18 protein-coding genes and 4 tRNA genes are annotated in these 16,818 nt (G+C 71.2%); 7 read left to right on the forward strand and 15 right to left on the reverse strand.

What is annotated here, in order from left to right:
- Nucleotides 1–47: 47 nt before the first annotated feature.
- From J4G33_RS15285 to J4G33_RS15295, 3 genes are all read right to left on the reverse strand, one after another.
- Nucleotides 48–120 (reverse strand) — tRNA-Phe (locus tag J4G33_RS15285).
- Between the two features lie 44 nt (nt 121–164).
- Nucleotides 165–238: transfer RNA gene (locus J4G33_RS15290), tRNA-Asp, on the reverse strand.
- A gap of 71 nt (nt 239–309) precedes the next feature.
- Nucleotides 310–382, reverse strand: a tRNA-Glu gene (locus J4G33_RS15295).
- Nucleotides 383–486: 104 nt separating this feature from the next.
- On the opposite strand from J4G33_RS15295, the gene J4G33_RS15300 reads away from it, so the two are divergent.
- Entirely contained in the window at nt 487–831 is a 345-nt protein-coding gene (locus tag J4G33_RS15300) for a metallopeptidase family protein (protein WP_208056851.1), read from the forward strand.
- A 34-nt stretch (nt 832–865) separates the two neighbouring features.
- Nucleotides 866–1,789, forward strand: a complete 924-nt coding sequence (locus tag J4G33_RS15305) for an LLM class flavin-dependent oxidoreductase (RefSeq protein WP_208056852.1) — start codon at nt 866–868, stop codon at nt 1,787–1,789.
- A gap of 63 nt (nt 1,790–1,852) precedes the next feature.
- On the opposite strand, the gene galE is transcribed toward J4G33_RS15305, so the two are convergent.
- Complete coding sequence (galE, locus tag J4G33_RS15310; RefSeq protein ID WP_208056853.1) at nt 1,853–2,833, reverse strand: UDP-glucose 4-epimerase GalE; 981 nt, start codon at nt 2,831–2,833, stop codon at nt 1,853–1,855.
- Nucleotides 2,834–2,917: 84 nt separating this feature from the next.
- Between galE and J4G33_RS15315 the strand changes: the two genes are divergently transcribed.
- Nucleotides 2,918–4,573: a mechanosensitive ion channel family protein gene (locus J4G33_RS15315; protein ID WP_307793947.1), complete on the forward strand. Its 1,656-nt coding sequence runs from the start codon at nt 2,918–2,920 to the stop codon at nt 4,571–4,573.
- A gap of 188 nt (nt 4,574–4,761) precedes the next feature.
- Nucleotides 4,762–5,043, forward strand: coding sequence for an adhesin (locus J4G33_RS15320; protein ID WP_208056854.1), 282 nt, complete (start codon nt 4,762–4,764; stop codon nt 5,041–5,043).
- Nucleotides 5,044–5,153: 110 nt separating this feature from the next.
- On the opposite strand, the gene J4G33_RS15325 is transcribed toward J4G33_RS15320, so the two are convergent.
- The 5 genes from J4G33_RS15325 to J4G33_RS15345 form a co-directional block, all read right to left on the reverse strand.
- On the reverse strand, nt 5,154–6,197 hold the full coding sequence (locus J4G33_RS15325) for a hemolysin family protein (protein WP_208056855.1): 1,044 nt from the start codon (nt 6,195–6,197) through the stop codon (nt 5,154–5,156).
- Nucleotides 6,190–7,569: a hemolysin family protein gene (locus tag J4G33_RS15330; protein ID WP_208056856.1), complete on the reverse strand. Its 1,380-nt coding sequence runs from the start codon at nt 7,567–7,569 to the stop codon at nt 6,190–6,192. The genes J4G33_RS15325 and J4G33_RS15330 overlap by 8 nt, the downstream gene beginning before the upstream one ends.
- 141 nt (nt 7,570–7,710) lie before the next feature.
- The gene (locus tag J4G33_RS15335) at nt 7,711–8,940 is read right to left on the reverse strand and encodes an EAL domain-containing protein (protein WP_208056857.1); all 1,230 of its coding nucleotides are present in this window, start codon (nt 8,938–8,940) and stop codon (nt 7,711–7,713) included.
- A gap of 159 nt (nt 8,941–9,099) precedes the next feature.
- On the reverse strand, nt 9,100–9,399 hold the full coding sequence (locus tag J4G33_RS17565) for a transcriptional regulator (protein ID WP_307793948.1): 300 nt from the start codon (nt 9,397–9,399) through the stop codon (nt 9,100–9,102).
- Entirely contained in the window at nt 9,396–9,830 is a 435-nt protein-coding gene (locus tag J4G33_RS15345; protein WP_208056858.1) for a hypothetical protein, read from the reverse strand. Before J4G33_RS15345 ends, J4G33_RS17565 begins: the two co-directional genes overlap by 4 nt.
- A gap of 162 nt (nt 9,831–9,992) precedes the next feature.
- Here J4G33_RS15345 and J4G33_RS15350 point away from each other — a divergent pair, with 162 nt between their 5' ends.
- Complete coding sequence (locus J4G33_RS15350; RefSeq protein ID WP_243759210.1) at nt 9,993–11,510, forward strand: methyltransferase domain-containing protein; 1,518 nt, start codon at nt 9,993–9,995, stop codon at nt 11,508–11,510.
- A 25-nt stretch (nt 11,511–11,535) separates the two neighbouring features.
- Here the strand turns inward: J4G33_RS15350 and J4G33_RS15355 are convergent.
- From J4G33_RS15355 to J4G33_RS15365, 3 genes are all read right to left on the reverse strand, one after another.
- Nucleotides 11,536–11,608: transfer RNA gene (locus J4G33_RS15355), tRNA-Lys, on the reverse strand.
- 281 nt (nt 11,609–11,889) lie between these two features.
- Nucleotides 11,890–12,219 (reverse strand): hypothetical protein, encoded by a 330-nt coding sequence (locus J4G33_RS15360; RefSeq protein ID WP_208056860.1) that lies wholly within the window; start codon nt 12,217–12,219, stop codon nt 11,890–11,892.
- A 201-nt stretch (nt 12,220–12,420) separates the two neighbouring features.
- A complete protein-coding gene (locus tag J4G33_RS15365; RefSeq protein ID WP_208056861.1) occupies nt 12,421–12,747 on the reverse strand; it encodes a hypothetical protein in 327 nt (108 codons plus the stop codon).
- A 300-nt stretch (nt 12,748–13,047) separates the two neighbouring features.
- On the opposite strand from J4G33_RS15365, the gene J4G33_RS15370 reads away from it, so the two are divergent.
- Both J4G33_RS15370 and J4G33_RS15375 read left to right on the forward strand, forming a co-directional pair.
- Entirely contained in the window at nt 13,048–14,049 is a 1,002-nt protein-coding gene (locus J4G33_RS15370) for a S1 family peptidase (protein WP_208056862.1), read from the forward strand.
- An 88-nt stretch (nt 14,050–14,137) separates the two neighbouring features.
- Nucleotides 14,138–14,476 (forward strand): hypothetical protein, encoded by a 339-nt coding sequence (locus J4G33_RS15375; RefSeq protein ID WP_208056863.1) that lies wholly within the window; start codon nt 14,138–14,140, stop codon nt 14,474–14,476.
- A 144-nt stretch (nt 14,477–14,620) separates the two neighbouring features.
- On the opposite strand, the gene J4G33_RS15380 is transcribed toward J4G33_RS15375, so the two are convergent.
- The 3 genes from J4G33_RS15380 to J4G33_RS15390 form a co-directional block, all read right to left on the reverse strand.
- Nucleotides 14,621–15,445, reverse strand: coding sequence for a hypothetical protein (locus tag J4G33_RS15380; RefSeq protein WP_208056864.1), 825 nt, complete (start codon nt 15,443–15,445; stop codon nt 14,621–14,623).
- A gap of 246 nt (nt 15,446–15,691) precedes the next feature.
- Entirely contained in the window at nt 15,692–15,904 is a 213-nt protein-coding gene (locus tag J4G33_RS15385; protein WP_208056865.1) for a hypothetical protein, read from the reverse strand.
- Nucleotides 15,905–16,009: 105 nt separating this feature from the next.
- Complete coding sequence (locus J4G33_RS15390; RefSeq protein ID WP_208056866.1) at nt 16,010–16,522, reverse strand: hypothetical protein; 513 nt, start codon at nt 16,520–16,522, stop codon at nt 16,010–16,012.
- Nucleotides 16,523–16,818 lie beyond the last annotated feature (296 nt).

Raw genomic sequence — 16,818 nt, forward strand, 5'->3', positions numbered from 1 at the left:
GGTCGCCGGGGCGGCGTGGTGCGGGCCGCAGGGCGGGGGGAGCTGGGTGGCCAGACGCGGGTTCGAACCGCGGACCTTTCGATTTTCAGTCGAACGCTCTACCAACTGAGCTATCTGGCCCTGCTGACGCCGACGCCCGGTCGTGAGACCGGGCGGGCGACGAGCGACCCCGACGGGACTTGAACCCGCGACCTCCGCCGTGACAGGGCGGCGCGCTAACCAACTGCGCTACGGGGCCTTGTGTGAGACAAGGTTCCTGCAGATCTTGCTTCGAGCGTACTGCGGTGATGCATCCTGCTGTCCTGCTCGTACCCCCAACGGGATTCGAACCCGTGCTACCGCCGTGAAAGGGCGGGGTCCTGGGCCGCTAGACGATGGGGGCCGTGTCACACGGACGCCCGTGACGTCGCAGCGTCGTAAGACCTCGGAAAGCATACGGGCTGAGGCGGGGATCTCCAAAGCGGCCACAATGGCGGGGTGGTGGAGATGACGCGAGAGGACTTCGAGGAGGCGGTCCGTGACGCCCTGGACCGGATCCCGCCCGAGCTCGCGGCGCAGATCGACAACGTCGTGGTGCTGGTCGAGGACGACCCGCCCCCGGAGGACCCTGAGCTCCTGGGGCTGTACGAGGGGGTGGCGCTGACCGAGCGGGACCTGTGGTGGGAGGCGGGATCCCTGCCGGACCGGATCACGATCTTCCGGCACCCGACCCTGGCCATCTGTGAGACGGTCACGGAGGTGGTCGAGGAGGTCGCCGTCACGGTGGTCCACGAGGTCGCGCACCACTTCGGCATCGACGACGAGCGGTTGCACGAGCTCGGCTGGGCGTAGGTGCGCGCCGGGGTCGGGCGAGAGAGGGAGACACATGCGGATCGGGATCGTGCTGCTGCCCCAGGACCGGTGGCCGGAGGCGAGGCGCCGCTGGCAGCGCGCCGAGGAGTACGGCTTCGACCATGCCTGGACCTACGACCACCTCGCCTGGCGCTCCCTGGTCGACGAGCCCTGGCTCGCGACGGTCCCCCTGCTCGCGGCGGCCGCGACGGCCACCGAGCGGATCCGGCTGGGCACCTGGGTCGCCAGTCCCAACTACCGCCACCCGGTGACCTTCGCCAAGGACGTCATGGGGCTCGACGACGTGAGCGAGGGGCGGTTCGTGCTCGGTGTGGGGGCCGGCGGGACGGGGGTCGACGCCGAGGTGCTCGGCCCTCCCGTGGACCTGCGCACCCGGACCGAGAGGTTCGAGGAGTTCGTCGAGATGCTCGACCTCCTGCTGCGCCAGCCCGTGACGGACCACGGAGGCACCCACTTCGAGGCCCACGGAGCGAGGATGATCCCGGGGTGCGTGCAGACCCCGCGGGTGCCTTTCGTCGTGGCGGCCAACGGCCCGCGCGCGATGCGTGTGGCCGCGCGTCATGGCCAGGGGTGGGGCACCTACGGCCCGAGCCTCGGCATCGAGGAGACGGGCCCGACGCCGGCGCAGGCCCAGGAGGCGTGGTGGCAGGGCCTCGCCGAGCTGACCGCGCGCTTCGACGCTGCGGCGGACGAGGCGGGGCGCGCGCCGGGGGAGGTCGACCGTTACCTGAGCCTGGACGGCGCCCCGGTCTTCTCGCTGTCCTCGACCGAGGTGCTCGTCGAAGGGGTGGAGCGCGCGGCGGCTCTCGGGTACACCGACGTGGTCATCCACTGGCCGCGGCCCGAGGGGGTCTACGCGGGGAGCGAGCGGACCCTCGAGGAGGTCGCAGCGCGCCTCCCCGAGCTCCAGGCCCTGGAGCCCGCGTCGCGTCCGTGAGCCGGGTGCACCGCTCAGGCGGCTCCGTCGGCCCTGCGAGCCCCGTGCAGCGGCCCTAGGGGTTCAGGAGGAGGCCTGCCGGGCCTGCCAGGCGGTGCCGACCATGTCCGTGAGCGTGTGGCGCATCTGCCAGTCGAGGTCCCGTGCGGCGCGTTCCCCCGAGGCGACGATGCGGGCGGGGTCCCCCGGGCGACGCGGGGCCTCCTCGGGGGTGAAGTCGATGCCCGTGACCTGGGCCATGGCCTGCATGATCTCCCGCACCGAGACCCCGTCCCCCGAGCCCAGGTTGTAGACGGGCTCCAGGGAGGTGCCCTGCTCGAGGGCCCGCGCCGCGGCGACGTGCGAGACGGCGAGGTCGGCCACGTGCACGTAGTCACGCACGCAGGTGCCGTCGGGGGTCGGGTAGTCGGTGCCGTTGATGCGTGGGGTGCGGCCCGCCACGAGGGCGTCGAGCACCAGGGGGAACAGGTTGTGCGGGCTCGAGTCGTAGAGCCGCGGACTGCCTGAGCCGACCACGTTGAAGTAGCGCAGCGAGGTGTGGCGCAGAGGAGCGCCCGAGGAGGCCGTGGCACGGGCCTGGTCGGCCAGCAGCCACTCGCCGATGAGCTTGCTCTCGCCGTAGGGCGACTCGGGGGCGGTGGCCGTCGTCTCGGTCACGAGGTCGGTGTCGGGAGTCCCGTACACGGCGGCCGAGGAGGAGAACACGATGTTGGTGGTGCCGGCCGCAGCCATCGCCTCGAGCAGGTTGACGGTGCCGGTCACGTTCTGGGTGTAGGTGTGCAGGGGGCGCTCGACGCTGACCCCCGCGTACTTGAACCCAGCGAGGTGCACGACGCCGGTCGCCCCGTGCTCGCGCAGGGCGGCCTCGATGCGGGCGCCCTCGAGGAGGCTCGCCTGGACGAACGGGATGCCCTCGGGGACGAACTCCGCGTGCCCGCTCGACAGGTCGTCTACGACCACGGGCGTGATGCCCTGGTCGATGAAGGCCTGCACGACGTGGGATCCGATGTAGCCGGCGCCGCCGGTGACCAACCAGGTGCTCATGCCCGCAGCATATCGACAAGGTTCAACGGAATTCAACAAACTTGAACACAGGACGTGCTCAGGGTTCCGTCCTACTCTGGGCCCGTGCTTCCCCCCGCCATCATCCGTGACCTGCCCCGTCTGCTGACCGCTACCGAGGACGAGACCACCACGGGCACGGTCGTCCGCGAGGCGACCTCCGCCGTCGTGGTGGTCGTCGCCGTCGCCGCGGCTCTCGTGGTCGCCCTGGTGCTCGCCGAGGTCATCGCCGCCGTCGTGAGGGCGGCGGGCCGGCGGACCTGGCTCGCCGAGAACCTCTCCCGGCGAGCCCGCCAGCCGCTGCGCGCCGTGCTCGTCGTCAGCGCGTCGTGGGTGGCCATCCGGCTGGTCACCCGGCTGCCCACCGAGACCGACCCCGGTGCCGCCTGGCGACCGGCCGTCGAGCACGCGCTGCTGATCGCCCTGATCGCCTCCCTCGCGTGGCTCGTTGGCGCCCTGGCCTTCGTCGCAGAGGACGCCGCCCTGGCGCGCTACCGCACCGACGTCGCCGACAACCGGCATGCCCGGCGGGTGCGTACCCAGGTGAGCATCCTGCGGCGGCTCACGGTGGCGGCCCTGGTGCTCTGCGCGATCGCGGCCTCCCTGCTCACCTTCGAGGGGGCCCGCGTCGCGGGTGCGGGCCTGCTGGCCTCGGCCGGTGTGCTCTCGGTGGTCGCCGGCCTCGCGGCCCAGAGCAGCCTGGCCAACCTCTTCGCCGGGCTCCAGCTGGCCTTCACCGACGCGATCCGGGTCGACGACGTCGTCGTGGTCGAGGGGGAGTGGGGCCGCATCGAGGAGATCACCCTGACCTACGTCGTCGTCCACCTGTGGGACGACCGTCGGCTGATCCTGCCCTCGACGTGGTTCACCTCGACCCCGTTCCAGAACTGGACCCGTCGCGCGGCCGACCTGCTCGGCACCGTCGAGCTCGACCTCGACTGGACCGTGCCGGTCGACGAGATGCGCATCGAGCTCACCCGGCTGCTCGAGGCGTCCGGGCTCTGGGACCACCGCGTCGGGATCCTCCAGGTGACCGAGGCGACGGGCGGTCTGGTCCGCGTGCGGGCCCTCGCCTCGGCCGCCGACGCCCCCACCCTCTTCGACCTGCGCTGCTACGTGCGTGAGGGCCTCGTGGTGTGGCTGCAGGGCAACCACCTCGGTGCGCTGCCCCGCACGCGCCTCGAGGACGGTGCGGTCGCGCGCCCGCGGGTGGTGAGGTCGACGGATGCGGACCCGGCGGATGCGGACCCGGCGGATGCGGACCCGTCGGGCGCGGACCTGTCCGACGCCGACTCGGCAGAGCCCGAGGTGGAGTCCGTCCCGACCTCCGAGCCCGCCCCCGGCCCGGCGCCCGGCGTCGTGCCTCCGGCCTCCCCCGCGTCCACCCCTGCTCGTCCCACCCCCGCGCCCGACCCTGGGGCGTCGCCGGCGCCCCCGGCAGGACGCCAGGACGCGGACCCGAGGCAGGAGACCCAGGTGATGGCCGCGGTGGACCCGCCCCGCCGCCGTCGGACGGCCGAGCTGCAGCGTGAGCTCGGCTCGCAGCAGGACACCGTGCGCCTCGACCTGGACAAGCACTCGCGGCTCTTCACCGGCAGCCTCGCGGCGGTCGAGCGGTCCAAGGCCTTCTCGGGTCCGGGTCAGGAGGTCATGGAGGAGCGCGAGCACACCGCGGAGCAGCCGGTGGTGCCGCCGACCGACGAGGACGAGGCCCAGCGCTGAGCCACGGGCCGGCCGCCGGCTTCACGTCACGTGACGGTGGTGTCCGCTGGGTGGACGTCGTGGGGCTCGCCGCTTGCGGCCCGGCCGCGGGCTTGTGACGGTGGAAGAGCCCGAGACGCCTGGTCCCCGGTGCGGCACACCTGCCGAGGCCGGGCCCGGCGTCGATCCCGGCCACCGAAGGAGCACCCATGCTCACCCTGACCGACAACGCCCGTCACGCCGTCCAGGACATCTCGACCCGCGCTGGACTTCCTGACGAGGGCGGTCTGCGGATCGCCGAGTCCGCCCAGCAGGTCGGCAGCTTCGAGCTGTCGCTCGTCCCCGCCCCGGTCGAGGGCGACGAGGTCATCGAGGCCGAGGGCGCCCGCGTCTTCGTCGAGCCCACGACCTCGAGCACCCTGGCCGACCAGCAGCTCGATGCCGCCCCCTCCGAGGACGGCACGGGCTTCCTGCTCGCCCCCCAGGGCTGAGCCCCAGCACATCACGAAGGCCGCCACAGCATCCGCTGGGGCGGCCTTCGTCGTGCTCGAGGTCGTCGTGGGAGGGTCCGGCCTGCCACGCGAGGGCGCGGACCGGGCGGTCAGTCCTTCGGGCGCTGGGCCGCGTCCACGACCTCGCCGACGAGCCTCTCGACGACGTCCTCGAGCATCGCGATGCCGTGCGGCTCGCCCTGGGTGGTGACGAGGGCTACGTGGGTGCCGCGAGCCTGCATCGCGGTGAGCGCCGCGTCGAGGGTGGTCTCGCCGTCGACCTCGACCAGGGGGCGGATCAGCCGGGGCCGGATCGGCTGGGCGAGGGTGTGCGCCGGGGCCATGAGCAGGTCCTTGAGGTGCACGTAGCCGACCATGTCCCCCTCGGGCCCACGGATCGGGAAGCGCGAGAACCCGGTGCGCACGCACTCGGCCTCGGCCTGGGCCGGGGTCGCGCCAGCGGGCAGCACCACGAGCTCGGAGAGGGGGACCGCGACCGCGTGGATCTGCTCGATGCCCATGCTCAGGGCCCCGGCGAGCAGGTCGTGCTCAGCCTCCTCGAGCAGCCCCTGCTGGCGTGACTCGGCGATGAACCCGGCGACCTCGTCCGCGGTGAAGGTCGAGGCCACCTCCTCGCGCGGGGTCACGCGCAGGGACTTGAGGACGATGTTGGCCGTCCAGTTGAGGGTGACGATCAGCGGCTTGAGGATCAGCACGACGAGGTAGAGCGGCGGGCCCATGAGGATCGCGGAGCGCTCGGGCCCGGCGATCGCGATGTTCTTGGGCACCATCTCGCCCAGGACCATGTGCAGGAACACCACGACGGCCAGGGCGATCGTGAAGGCGATGCCGTGCAGCAGCGGCCCGGAGACTCCCACGGCCGCGAGCGGGACCTCGAGCAGGTGGGCGAGCGCGGGCTCGGCGATGGCGCCGAGGCCCAGGGAGCACATGGTGATGCCGAGCTGGGCGCCGGCCATCATCAGCGAGACCCGCTCCATGGCGCGCAGGGTGATCCGTGCCATGGCCGAGCCCTCGGAGGCCCGGGGCTCGATCTGGGTGCGGCGGGCCGAGATCAGGGCGAACTCGGCGCCGACGAAGAACGCGTTGCCGAGCAGCAGGGCCAGGCCGATGCCGAGGGCGGGGAGGTCAGCCATCGGTGTCCTCCTCGTCGTGCTCGTCGGTGATGGGCTCGACGGTCATCAGCACACGGTCCACGCGGCGTCCGTCGAGGCGGGTGACCCGCAGCCGCACCTGGGTCGGGGTGGGCAGCCCCACGTCGTCCAGCAGACGGGAGTCGCGGCCCTCGAGGACCACCTCGTCGTCGACCGCGGGGAAGCGCTCGAGGTGCTCGGTGATGAGGCCGCCCAGGGTGTCGGACTCCTCGCCCTCGGGCACGTCGACGCCGGTGATCTCGCCGGCCTCGTCCGGGCGCAGCAGTCCCGAGAGGGACCACGCGTCGGGGCCGACCTGCCGGTGCCGGCCGATGGGGCGGTCCTGCTCGTCCTCGATCTCCCCGACGATCTCCTCGACGAGGTCCTCGAGGGTGATGACGCCGTCGGTGCCGCCGTACTCGTCGACGACCATCGCGAGCTGCAGCCCGTCGCGCAGGACGCCGAGCACCGAGTCCAGCGGCATCGCGGAGGGCACCGCGGAGACGGGCTGGGCGATCTCCCCGATGGTGCGGCTCGCGCGCTCGAGGGCCGGGATGGCCAGGGCGTGCTTGAAGTGCACCACCCCGACGACGTCGTCGACGTCCTCGCCCAGCACGGGGAACCGCGCGTGGCCGGTGCGGGCCGTGAGGGTCAGCACGTCGTTGACGGGGTCGGTCGCGTCGAGGAAGCGGACCCGGGGGCGCGGGGTCATCGCGTCGGCCGCGGTGCGCTCGGTCAGCTCGGCCGTGTGGGTCACGCGGCGGGCGACCTCGGCGTCGAGCTTGCCCTCGATCGCTGAGCGGCTGGCGAGGGCGCCGAGCTCCTGGGCCGAGCGGGCCGAGGCCAGCTCCTCCTGCGGCTCCATGCCCAGGCGACGGACGATGTTGTTGGCGCTGCCGTTCAGGAAGCGGATCAGCGGCCCGGCCACCCAGGTGAAGGCCCGCTGGGCGCCAGCGACGGCGCGGCCCACCCGGACAGGCTCGGCGATGGCCCAGTTCTTGGGCACCAGCTCGCCGAAGACCATCTGGGTCGAGGTCGCGATGAGGAAGCCTGCGGTCAGTGCCACGGCAGCAGCGGTGCCGTCCGGCATCCCCCAGCTCTCGAGGGGGCCGCGCAGGATGGTGGCGATCGAGGGCTCGGCGATGAAGCCCACGATCAGGCTGGTCACGGTGATGCCGAGCTGGGCGCCCGAGAGCTGGGTCGACAGGGACCGCAGGGCGGTGCGCACCGAGGTGGCCCGCTTGTCGCCGGCGTCGGCGAGCTTGGAGATCGTGGGACGGTCGACCGTGACGAGGGCGAACTCCGCGGCGACGAACAGACCGTTGGCCGCGATGAGCACGACGACGAGGATCAGGAGCAGCCACTCGGGGCTCACCGGTCGATCACCGACCGGGAGCAGGGTCCGAGTGGCTCACGTGGTGAGCCGGGTAGGTCCATGGCAGCACACGATAAGCGATCTGGCGGCTCGCGGTCTTCCCCGGTCCGACCAGGGGCGCTCGGTCGTCCGCGCAGGCGCTCAGCGCAGGGCGAGCATCGACGCGATGCGAGGGCTCGACGGCGGGGCGGGCAGGGCGCCCGGGCGTCCCACGAGGTACCCCTGGACGGCGTGGGCGCCGAGGGCCGACCACGCCGCGAGGTCGGTGTCGGTCTCGATGCCCTCGACCACGAGCTGTGCACCGGTGCGCTCGGCGAAGTCGATGAGTGCTCCGGCCAGGGCGCGGCGCAGGGGGCTGGCGTCGACCCCCTGGGTGAGGGACATGTCGAGCTTGATGACGTCCGGGGCGAGCTGGACGATGTGCTGCAGGCTCGAGAAGCCCGCCCCCGCGTCGTCGACCGCCACCCGGACGCCGGTGGCCCGCAGCGGCGCGAGGTTGGCCTTGAGCACGTGGTAGTCCTCGATCGCCGCGTGCTCGGTGATCTCGATCGTCAGGGGACTGTCGGGACGGCCGCGGACCAGCTCGAGCAGCCGCGGGTCGGCGAGGGTCGCGGGGGAGACGTTGACCGAGACGTCGACCTGCGCCCCGCCGAGGCCCTCGGGCCCCAGGGCTGCCTCGATCGCGGCGATCTCGAGGTCGGGGCCCAGGCCCACCGAGGCCGCTGCCTCGAACCACACGTCCGGGGTGCGGGCGGGTTCGGCGTCGAACCGGGTCAGGGCCTCGACGCCGAGCAGGCGACCGGTCCGCAGGGAGAAGACCGGTTGGTAGACGGGGTGGAAGGCACGTCGCTCGAGCACGTCGGCCACGCGGGCGGCGGCCTCGTGGTCGACGTGCCGTGCGCCGTGGGTCGAGCGGGCGATCGCCGTGCGCACCTCGCGCTCGAGCTGCTGCTCGAGGAGGTGCTGGCGTGCCGAGAGCACCGCGGCGATGACGACGCCGATGACCACGAACATCACCGACCGCGTCACCCAGCTGACGACCTGCTGGGCCTCACCGGTCACGCTGTTGAGGGGCATGACCGGGCCGCACAGCACCGAGGCCGCGATCGCGGTGAGGAAGGACCCGCGCCAGCCGAAGGCCAGCGCGCCGAGGATGATCGGGATGTAGAACAGGTGCGGGAGGGCGCGCTGCGTCCCGCCCGAGACGTACACGGCGACCCAGATCACGACGAGCATCAGCGCCAGGGCCGTGACCGAGACCACCGGGGAGACCCGCGAGGCGCGCGCGACCAGGCGGTCCACGGGGTTGTCGTCCAGGGCGTCGGGCGCGCCGACGGGGTGGTCGGGCGACGTCGACGTCGCGCCCACCACAGGCCCTGGTCCTCGCTGTGGGTCAGCCACCACGGTCCCCCGTCAGGAAACAGGCACAGCCGGGCAGTACGTCCGCCCATTGTCCTTCTCGGCACGTGAGAAGGCGAGGATGAGGTTTCGTCGAGCGCGTGCGCGACGCACCTCGCGGCCGGGGTGCGACTACTGGTCGGGGTCCGGGGCGTCCGCGACGATCTCCCGCAGTGCCGCGACATGGCTGCGATACGCCTTCATGCCTTGGCGAGTCAACGAGAGCCATACCCGGCGCGAGTCGACGCCGAGCCGTTCCTGCTTGACGTATCCCGCATCGACCAGGGCGGCGACCTGCTTGCTCAGCGCCGACGGGCTCAGGTCGAGCTGGTCCTTGATGGCCGACAGCTCCATCGTGGTCCCCGTGACGAGCATCGCGCAGATGCGTAGCCGATGCGTCGGGTGGATGACGGGGTCGAGCGCCGCGGTCACGGTGTGCGCCGGGTGGACCGGCGGTGCGCGACCCCGCCGAGCAGGTAGCTGGCCGCCGCGACGACGGCCAGGACGACGATCAGCCAGGTCGGGCCCGAGACCGTGGGCAGAAGGACGGCGGTGCCGGCGGCGAGCATCGCGACGGCAGCCGCAGCCAGGAAGCCCCGGCTGGTGGGTACGGCGGACGGGGTTCCCGAGCGGTACCCGGCCGTCATGTTGATCCCCACCACCATGAACATGACGGCGAGAGTGATGGTGTGCCGGTCCTCGCTGAGCAGCGCGGTGAGCGCGAGCGCAGCGAGGAGCGCGGCGTTGACCGGGTAGATCCAGGTCGGCCAAGGAGTGTTGCGCACGGCCTGCTGGGCGGTCGTGATGGCGGCCAGGGCCTCGCGGGCCTCGGCAACGTCAGGTGCGGTGGTGTTGTTTTCCATGTCGGCAACTATGGCAGGTAGTTGCCGACATGGCAAATATTGCGACCTTGGAAACAGTGCTGGCCCGTTCCCGCCGTGCTCGCACGCTCGGGCAGACCGTCCACCGGGCGGCCTCGGAGCGGCACCTGCGGCTCGTCGAGCCGTGACGGCACGATGGGGCCCATGCCACCGACGTACGTGCTGTTCCCCGGCCGCCACCACCTGGTGACCCGCTTCCAGGTCGAGAGGCTCGCCGAGATCCTCGCGACGGGCGCCGCGCCCGCGGCCTCGGTGATCTGGGCCGTGACCTCGGCGACCCACCACGGCACCCGGCGCAACCCGCTGCCCGCGCACCGACGCGAGGCCATCATCGAGCGGGTCGCCGCAGCCACCGGGCTGCCCAGTCTCGTGGCCCCCGTGGCGGACGTCGCCCCCAGCGACAGGTTCGCGACCACCGTGCTGGCGAGCGTGGGTCTGACCCTGGGCCTCGAGCTGACTCCCGAGTCGACCGTCGTCGCCTGCTCGACCCCCGAGGTGACCGCCCTGTACGAGGCGGCAGGGTTCGTCGTCCTGCCCGTGGAGGACGACCGCGACCCGCAGCCGGCGCGCCCCTGGGACGTCCTGGAGATGCTCGTCGCGCAGGACGAGCGGTGGCGTGAGCTGGTGCACCCCGCAGCCGCCGAGGTGTACGACAGGTACGGCCTGGCCAGCTACGTCCGTGACGTGCACGAGGACCCGACCGTCTCGAGCGAGGGGGATCTGACCGAGACCCGGGACTACCGCACCTACACGGCCGCCTTCGACGACGCCTCCGACCGCAAGTGGGAGCAGGTGGGGCCCTTCGTCCGACCCGGCCGGGTGGTAGACCTGGGGTGCGCCGCAGGCGGGCTGCTCGAGCGGGCTGCCCGGGACCCGCGCCTGGCCGACTCCGACCTCTACGGGGTCGACGTCTCGCGGCACCTGGTGGCCGAGGCCGAGCACCGCAGGGCGCAGGGCGTCTTCGGCCACCCCAACGTGTTCTTCGCCCAGCGGAACCTGTTGCACGCCCCGGTGTTCTCCCCGGGCTCGGTCACCACGACGACGACGATCGCCCTCACCCATGAGATCTCCAGCTACGGCGACGGCGTCGCGGACCTGCGTCTGCTCGCCCGGCGGATCTTCGAGCACACGGCCCCCGGCGGGGTCTGGATCAACTCGGACGTGCTCGGGCCCCAGGACGGCGACCGGCTGGTGCACCTGCACCTCGGGGGCGCGGCGACGGAGGAGGCCGTCGACCTCGAAAGGCTGCTGTCCGAGGAGGTCGCAGCCTTCCTCGAGGGGTTGGCGCCGGCCCAGCGTCTCGAGCAGTTCGCGCGCGACTTCCCCGCGCTGTCCGGCGGCCGGTGCGACCTGCGGTGGGTCGCGGACGGCGTCGCCGAGCTGCCGCTGCGGCACGCGATGGAGTTCCTCTACACCCGCGACTACCTCGACAACTACCTCTCCGAGTGCCACGAGCGCTTCTGCGACATGAGCTACGACGCGTGGGTCGAGCTGCTCGAGGAGGTCGGCTTCACCCTCGACCCCGGCAGCGGCCCGTGGCGCAACGAGTGGCTCGTCGAGAACCGGCTCGAGGTGCGTACCCGCCTGACCGACGCGGCGACGGGGGAGCCGGTGCCCTGGCCGGACACGCACGTGCTGTTCGCGGCGCGGAGGGTGCACTAGCCGGGCGTCGGTGGGCCGGTTCGGGTGGGCCCCGTCGGGTTCGAACCGACAACCTACGGATTAAAAGTCCGCAGCTCTGCCAATTGAGCTAGAGGCCCGGGTGGTGAGTGGTCTAACTCGTGGAACCCACAGGACAACACCCGTGTCGTTCGCCGGGGCGTGGTGGGCGCCCTGGTGGTGACGGGATCGACCGTACCGCCTTGTCAGGGGGCTGTCGGGGTTGGGGCGTGAGGGGCCGGGGGTGCGGCGGTGGGGTCGGTGGAACCCTCGGGATAATCACCGTGTAGTTCGCGACGTCATCCGGACGCGACGAAGCCCCGCCGTACCGGTTGTCCGGTGCTGACGGGGCTTCGTCGGGGTAGCTGGGTGAGCGGAGGGCTCAGAACCCGTTGCGGTGCTGGATCGGGGCGGCCGTGGGCGCGGCGGCGGACTGACGGGTCAGGCCGAGGAGCTTGAGGAGGGTGGCCTCCTCGCCGCGGGTGTAGCCGGCGGCCAGGAGCGCTTCGGCGACGCTGCCGCGCTCGAGCACGCGACGCAGGCCCGCGGTGTAGGCGCAGCTGGCGGTGAGGTCCTCACCGAGGATCCCCAGGGTCTTGAGGAACCGCCCGATGACACCGTGCATGGAGCATGCGGCCTTGTCTGATCCGGGGGTGTTCTTGCGCGGGAGGTAGGTGAGGAGCTCGGTGCTCCGGGTGGCCAGCTGGTTCATGATCAACGCCAGCGCCAGCCGTACCTGCGCAACTTCCGCCACGAGGCGCAGCGCGCTGCGAAGCTCCTCACGGCGGCTTCCGGTGTCGCGCTGGCCGCCGCCGGTGTGGTGGTGCCCTCGGTGCGCAGGACGTCGTCATCGAGACCGCGCCGCAGGGCGTGCACGCCGTGTACCGCCGCGCATTGGCGAAGTGCTCGCCCGTCAGCCGGAGGTTCTGGACCAGCACGCGGTCAAGCGCATCTTCGACGCCGCGAGACGCTCGACGACCTGGCGGCGCTGACCGGAGGCCGACCTGCGGCGGCCCGGGATGAACGGGACGGTGAGGGTGGCGAGCATCGCCAGGGCCACGGTCGCGCCGGCGGCCTTGGTCATGGCCTGGCAGCGCCGCGCAGCATTGGAGGGTCGAGAGGTGGAGGCGGACTTGTGGGGTGCGGGCGTGGTCGTAGTGCGCATGTCGCAGATTGGCCCGGTGAGGGTCGAGATGGCATCGGGGTCAATGATGCGAGCGGGTGAAAGGTAGACCCGCATGGGCCATTGACGGCCACCTTGCGGAGGCCTACGTTGTGCCCTACATCACAGTAGATCTGGACGCAGGGGGCTTCCATGCATGGGTTTCGTCGTATCACCACGGCACTTGTCATTCTCATAGCAGCGTCAGCTTTGCCCACGGCAGCTGGCGCTGCCGGCCCGCAAGAGTCAGGGTCGACAGGCGACGGGAACTCTCTGGTGGTCCGGGGTGAAGGTTCCCTGGTTCGACCGTCGGCCGCCCTGCTCGCGGACATCAAGACAGTCCGCGGAGACCAACCCATCGCGGCGGATGACCCGCTCTTGTGGCAGCACCTCTTCGCCGATGCGGTCACCACGATCCAGGAAGGCTTTCCCGAGGCGTACTCGGGGTCAGCGATCGAAGACTCTGGCGTCTGGGTGTCTTTCGCCGGAAAGGCGCCGCAGGGCGCACTGGACGTCCTGACGAAGCTGCCCGCAGATGTCGAGGTCCGCCAGGACGCCGGGTGGACCGAGGTGGACATCCGGGCGATGGGTGAGGAGATCCACCACAGCACACGAGCGCTCGAGGGAGTCGCTGACGTCTCGACGTCCATCGACACCAACCTGGGTCGCATCGCTGTGGTGACCGAGGTCGAGGCAGGAACCCCTGCTGCTGCAGTGCGCACGGAGTCGCTCGCCGTCGCGAGCAGCGTCGAGGACCACCGCGCGGACACCGCCAGGTCAGACCTTGAAGGCATCGCCGTTGAGGTCACCGCCGTGAAGGCGGACGCTGGAGGGTTCGACGCCCTGTACGGCGGTGCGAAGCTGACAACCTCCTCGGGTGGCTACTGCACCGCGGGCTTCTCAGTGGGTTCGGCGAGCTACTCGCAGGGACTGATGACCGCGGCGCATTGTTCGAATTCGTTGTCTTACGGGAGCAAGGCGTTGACCTATCGGGGTGGGTCCTCCACCCGAGATGTGCAGTGGCACAGCGGCGGCGGCACGACTGCTGCGAAGTTCTACGTCGGAACGACAACTTTGAAGACAATCACCTCGTACCACAACCCGACATCGGGCACGACGGTGTGCAAGTACGGCAGGAAGACCGGCGGGTCGTGCGACCGTGTCTCTACCCTCAACCAGTGCCGGGGCCAGTACTGCGGTCTGACGTCGGTTCTGCTGAGGCAGGCGGCGCCAGGCGACAGTGGAGGGCCGTGGTACTACGGAAACGCCGGGTACGGCATTCACAGCGGCTACATCACGCTTTCTGGAGCGCGCCGGGACGTCTTCACGCCGCTGAGAAGTGCCGCGAGCACGCTCGGTGTCACCGTCAAGACGAGCTGAGGTGTGGACTGTGCGGGGTGCCCGACCTGTCTTGGCCGTCGTGGCCCTGCTTGCCCTTGCTGGGTGCGCAGCGGCAGAGACGCGCGCGTTGACCGAGGGCAACCGGACGCTGCTCGTGCAGACCGTCAGCGACAGCGGCGGGGACGCTGCGATCGAGGGCGACCTCGGCCTGAACGACCAGGGCTGTTTCGGGCTGGCCGGCGCGGAAGGGCAGGTCACGGTGGCGATCTGGCCCCAGGGGTTCGACTTGACCAGCGACGGACAGGTCCGCACGGCGCAGGGCACGGTCCTGGAAGTCGGCGCGCCGATCTCCGGAGGTGGGGGCTTCGTCGCCTTCGAGTCGGGCTACCCCGACCTGGCGAGCCGTTGCCTGCCCGATGCGGACGCCTCAGCTGCGGAGGTCGTGGTGCTTGCTTCGGTGGAGTAGTGCCTGATGGCCCGCCCCCGATGGCCGGTGCCTGCCAGTACCAGTCCCACGCGCCACCGTGGCGGTGCTGGTCCGTGGGTGGTGCGTGGGTCAACTCGTGGAACCCACGGGACAGCAACCGTGTCGTTCGCCGGCGCTTCGTCTTCAGGCGCGAGGACTTCCGTTGTCCCCCGTGAGGTGCGCGAGTGCAGAGTGTTCGCGCAGCTCTTGCTCGGCTGCGTCGTCGCCAGCCACACGAGCGAGCACGCCGTCGAAGAACTCCCTGGCGCGGTAGGGCGCGATCTCCAGCATCTCTGCCACCAGGTCCCAAGCGCCCAGCGCATCGCCGTCGGGCCAGCCGCGTGCGCGACTCCGGCACAGCTTGGCCATGCCGTCGAGAAGGTCCGGCCCCGGACCGGTCGGGTCGGTCAGTCGCCTGACGGCGTCAGCGGTCTGGGTGTCCTCCGTGGTAGCCCACCCGTCCTGGTGTCGCTGGACGAGGTCGTGCAGCTGCGGGTCCGACAGCGCCCCCGCCGCGACCATCTCGAGGCGCCACACGTCACCACGAGGTCGCGACAACGCGTCGCGGACACGGGCCAGCGCGCGGGGATCGCGACGGTAGGCCAACCCAACCAACGCCTCTGAGCGGGTCCCCCGGTCGATGTCGTCCAGGCGGGCCGCCAAGGCCTCGCGGAGCGCGGGGGTGTCGACCTCTCTCCACTGCTCTGCAAGGACGAAGCACGCGTAGTCCCGCACCCCGCGGTCGGCGTCAAGAGTGAGCCCAATGATGACCGCGACCATCTGTTCGGTCGGTGGGTCGCCGTGGGTGAGCAGTGGCAAGGTCCCCGCGACGACGCGCCGCACCCCGGGGTCTGGGTGGGCGGCCAGCGTCAGCGTCCCCGCGACATCAGACGCGTCGGCAGCATCGACAGCTTCATCGAACCTAGCGGTGTCCGCGCGACCGGCCAGCAGTAGCTCGACGACACCCATGCCACGAGTGTGCCCGGTGATCTCGCCACGGCAGGCAAGGGGCCGCGGCCATGGCGTCACCTCGCCTTAGCGTCGCCCTGCCCCGAAGACCGAGCCGTCGAGGTCACCGGGACGCCCTCGAGTGGAAGGCCGCATCGCCTGCGAGAGCGCGTGCCCGGCGTTGCGAGTGGCTCGGGCCGGCAGCTGGGCGCCCTGTTCGTCCACCCATCGGCAGATGCGCGGACCTCGGCATGAGCGGACACCGCGTCATTCACTGAGGCAACCATCGCCATCGTGGTGCGTGTGTCGAAGGTGGGAAGCGAGGTCGTTGATGGCGCGCTCCAGTGATCGCTCGGCGGCCTGACCATCCTCTCCATAGGCAAACCACGGCTCGTCCTGAGCGTGGTCGACTACGGCGTGAGCCAGTCGTTCCACTCGCTGCAGGTAGTCGACATCACCCTCTTGGTCTGGCATCGCCATGCATCCATCCTGGCAGGCCAGGGCCCGTCAGCCGCCGACTTCGGCTGACCAAGGGCGCACGCATCCGTGCGCGGCAGCTGGCGCTCTCCGTCTCTACCGGACCGTTCAGCGCCCTAACCACGCGCGTGCACGGGAGTGCCGTACGGCCCGCTTCTCCGAACGACGACGGTCGTGAATGTCGCTGAGCAGGTTCACTGGAGCAATCGGTGCCAGGCGGAGTCGTAGGGCGGCGACCTCGTCGTCGGTCAACGCGGCGACAACGGAGTAGCCGCAGTCGTGGAATGTCGCCAGGTCCTGGTCGTCTGCCCCGGTCAGCTCCGCGTTGATCGACCAGGCTGCGTAGCTCTCCACTGCGCTCCACTCCGGATCACCGCGTCTCACCACGAGCCCCATTCGACCGTCGGACCCGCGTCTCTTGCGGTCCCTACCCGCCGCCGCCAGGTGAGCCTCGGCCCGACGCACATCGTCCGGCATCTTCTCGGGGGAGTCGGTGAACACGTCGATCCGCGCCGAGCGGATGACCGGTCGTAGAACGTCGATCACCGCGGCACAGACGGCCTCGGCCTCGGCCCGGTCCGTCACCGCTTTGTCGATCGCGTAGTCGCGCCGCTGCCCCATGCTCAGGACACTAGCGAGCCTCAGCAGGCGTCGTCGGTGACTGCACCATCTACTTGGCGTCTGAGCCCATTGCCGTTGGCCGCCCGCCGCGCACGTTCCAGATCGACGACCTCGCGTTCTGCGGTCCTCGCGCACCGACGTTCCCGATCCGCCGTACAGCGATTCCCTCGGCGGGACTTCAACGTCGCAGGTCAGGGGCTCCGTTGCAGGTCAGAGTTAAAGTCCAGAGCACCCAGAGGCCCGGGTGATGAGTGGTCTCACTCGTGGAACCCACAGGACAACACCCGTGTCGTTCG

The organism is Actinotalea soli, assembly GCF_017565425.1.
In the GTDB taxonomy this organism is placed as follows: Bacteria; Actinomycetota; Actinomycetes; order Actinomycetales; family Cellulomonadaceae; genus Actinotalea; species Actinotalea soli.

Coding starts and splice junctions, on each gene's coding strand:
- J4G33_RS15320 (WP_208056854.1), top strand. CDS start 4,762: ATGCTCACCCTGACCGACAACGCCCGTCACGCCGTCCAGGACATCTCG.
- J4G33_RS15390 (WP_208056866.1), bottom strand. CDS start 16,522: ATGGGGCAGCGGCGCGACTACGCGATCGACAAAGCGGTGACGGACCGG.
- J4G33_RS15300 (WP_208056851.1), top strand. CDS start 487: ATGACGCGAGAGGACTTCGAGGAGGCGGTCCGTGACGCCCTGGACCGG.
- J4G33_RS15365 (WP_208056861.1), bottom strand. CDS start 12,747: ATGCGGGTCTACCTTTCACCCGCTCGCATCATTGACCCCGATGCCATC.
- J4G33_RS15385 (WP_208056865.1), bottom strand. CDS start 15,904: ATGGCGATGCCAGACCAAGAGGGTGATGTCGACTACCTGCAGCGAGTG.
- J4G33_RS15360 (WP_208056860.1), bottom strand. CDS start 12,219: ATGAACCAGCTGGCCACCCGGAGCACCGAGCTCCTCACCTACCTCCCG.
- J4G33_RS15305 (WP_208056852.1), top strand. CDS start 866: ATGCGGATCGGGATCGTGCTGCTGCCCCAGGACCGGTGGCCGGAGGCG.
- J4G33_RS15380 (WP_208056864.1), bottom strand. CDS start 15,445: ATGGGTGTCGTCGAGCTACTGCTGGCCGGTCGCGCGGACACCGCTAGG.
- J4G33_RS15325 (WP_208056855.1), bottom strand. CDS start 6,197: ATGGCTGACCTCCCCGCCCTCGGCATCGGCCTGGCCCTGCTGCTCGGC.
- J4G33_RS15350 (WP_243759210.1), top strand. CDS start 9,993: ATGCCACCGACGTACGTGCTGTTCCCCGGCCGCCACCACCTGGTGACC.
- J4G33_RS15345 (WP_208056858.1), bottom strand. CDS start 9,830: ATGGAAAACAACACCACCGCACCTGACGTTGCCGAGGCCCGCGAGGCC.
- galE (WP_208056853.1), bottom strand. CDS start 2,833: ATGAGCACCTGGTTGGTCACCGGCGGCGCCGGCTACATCGGATCCCAC.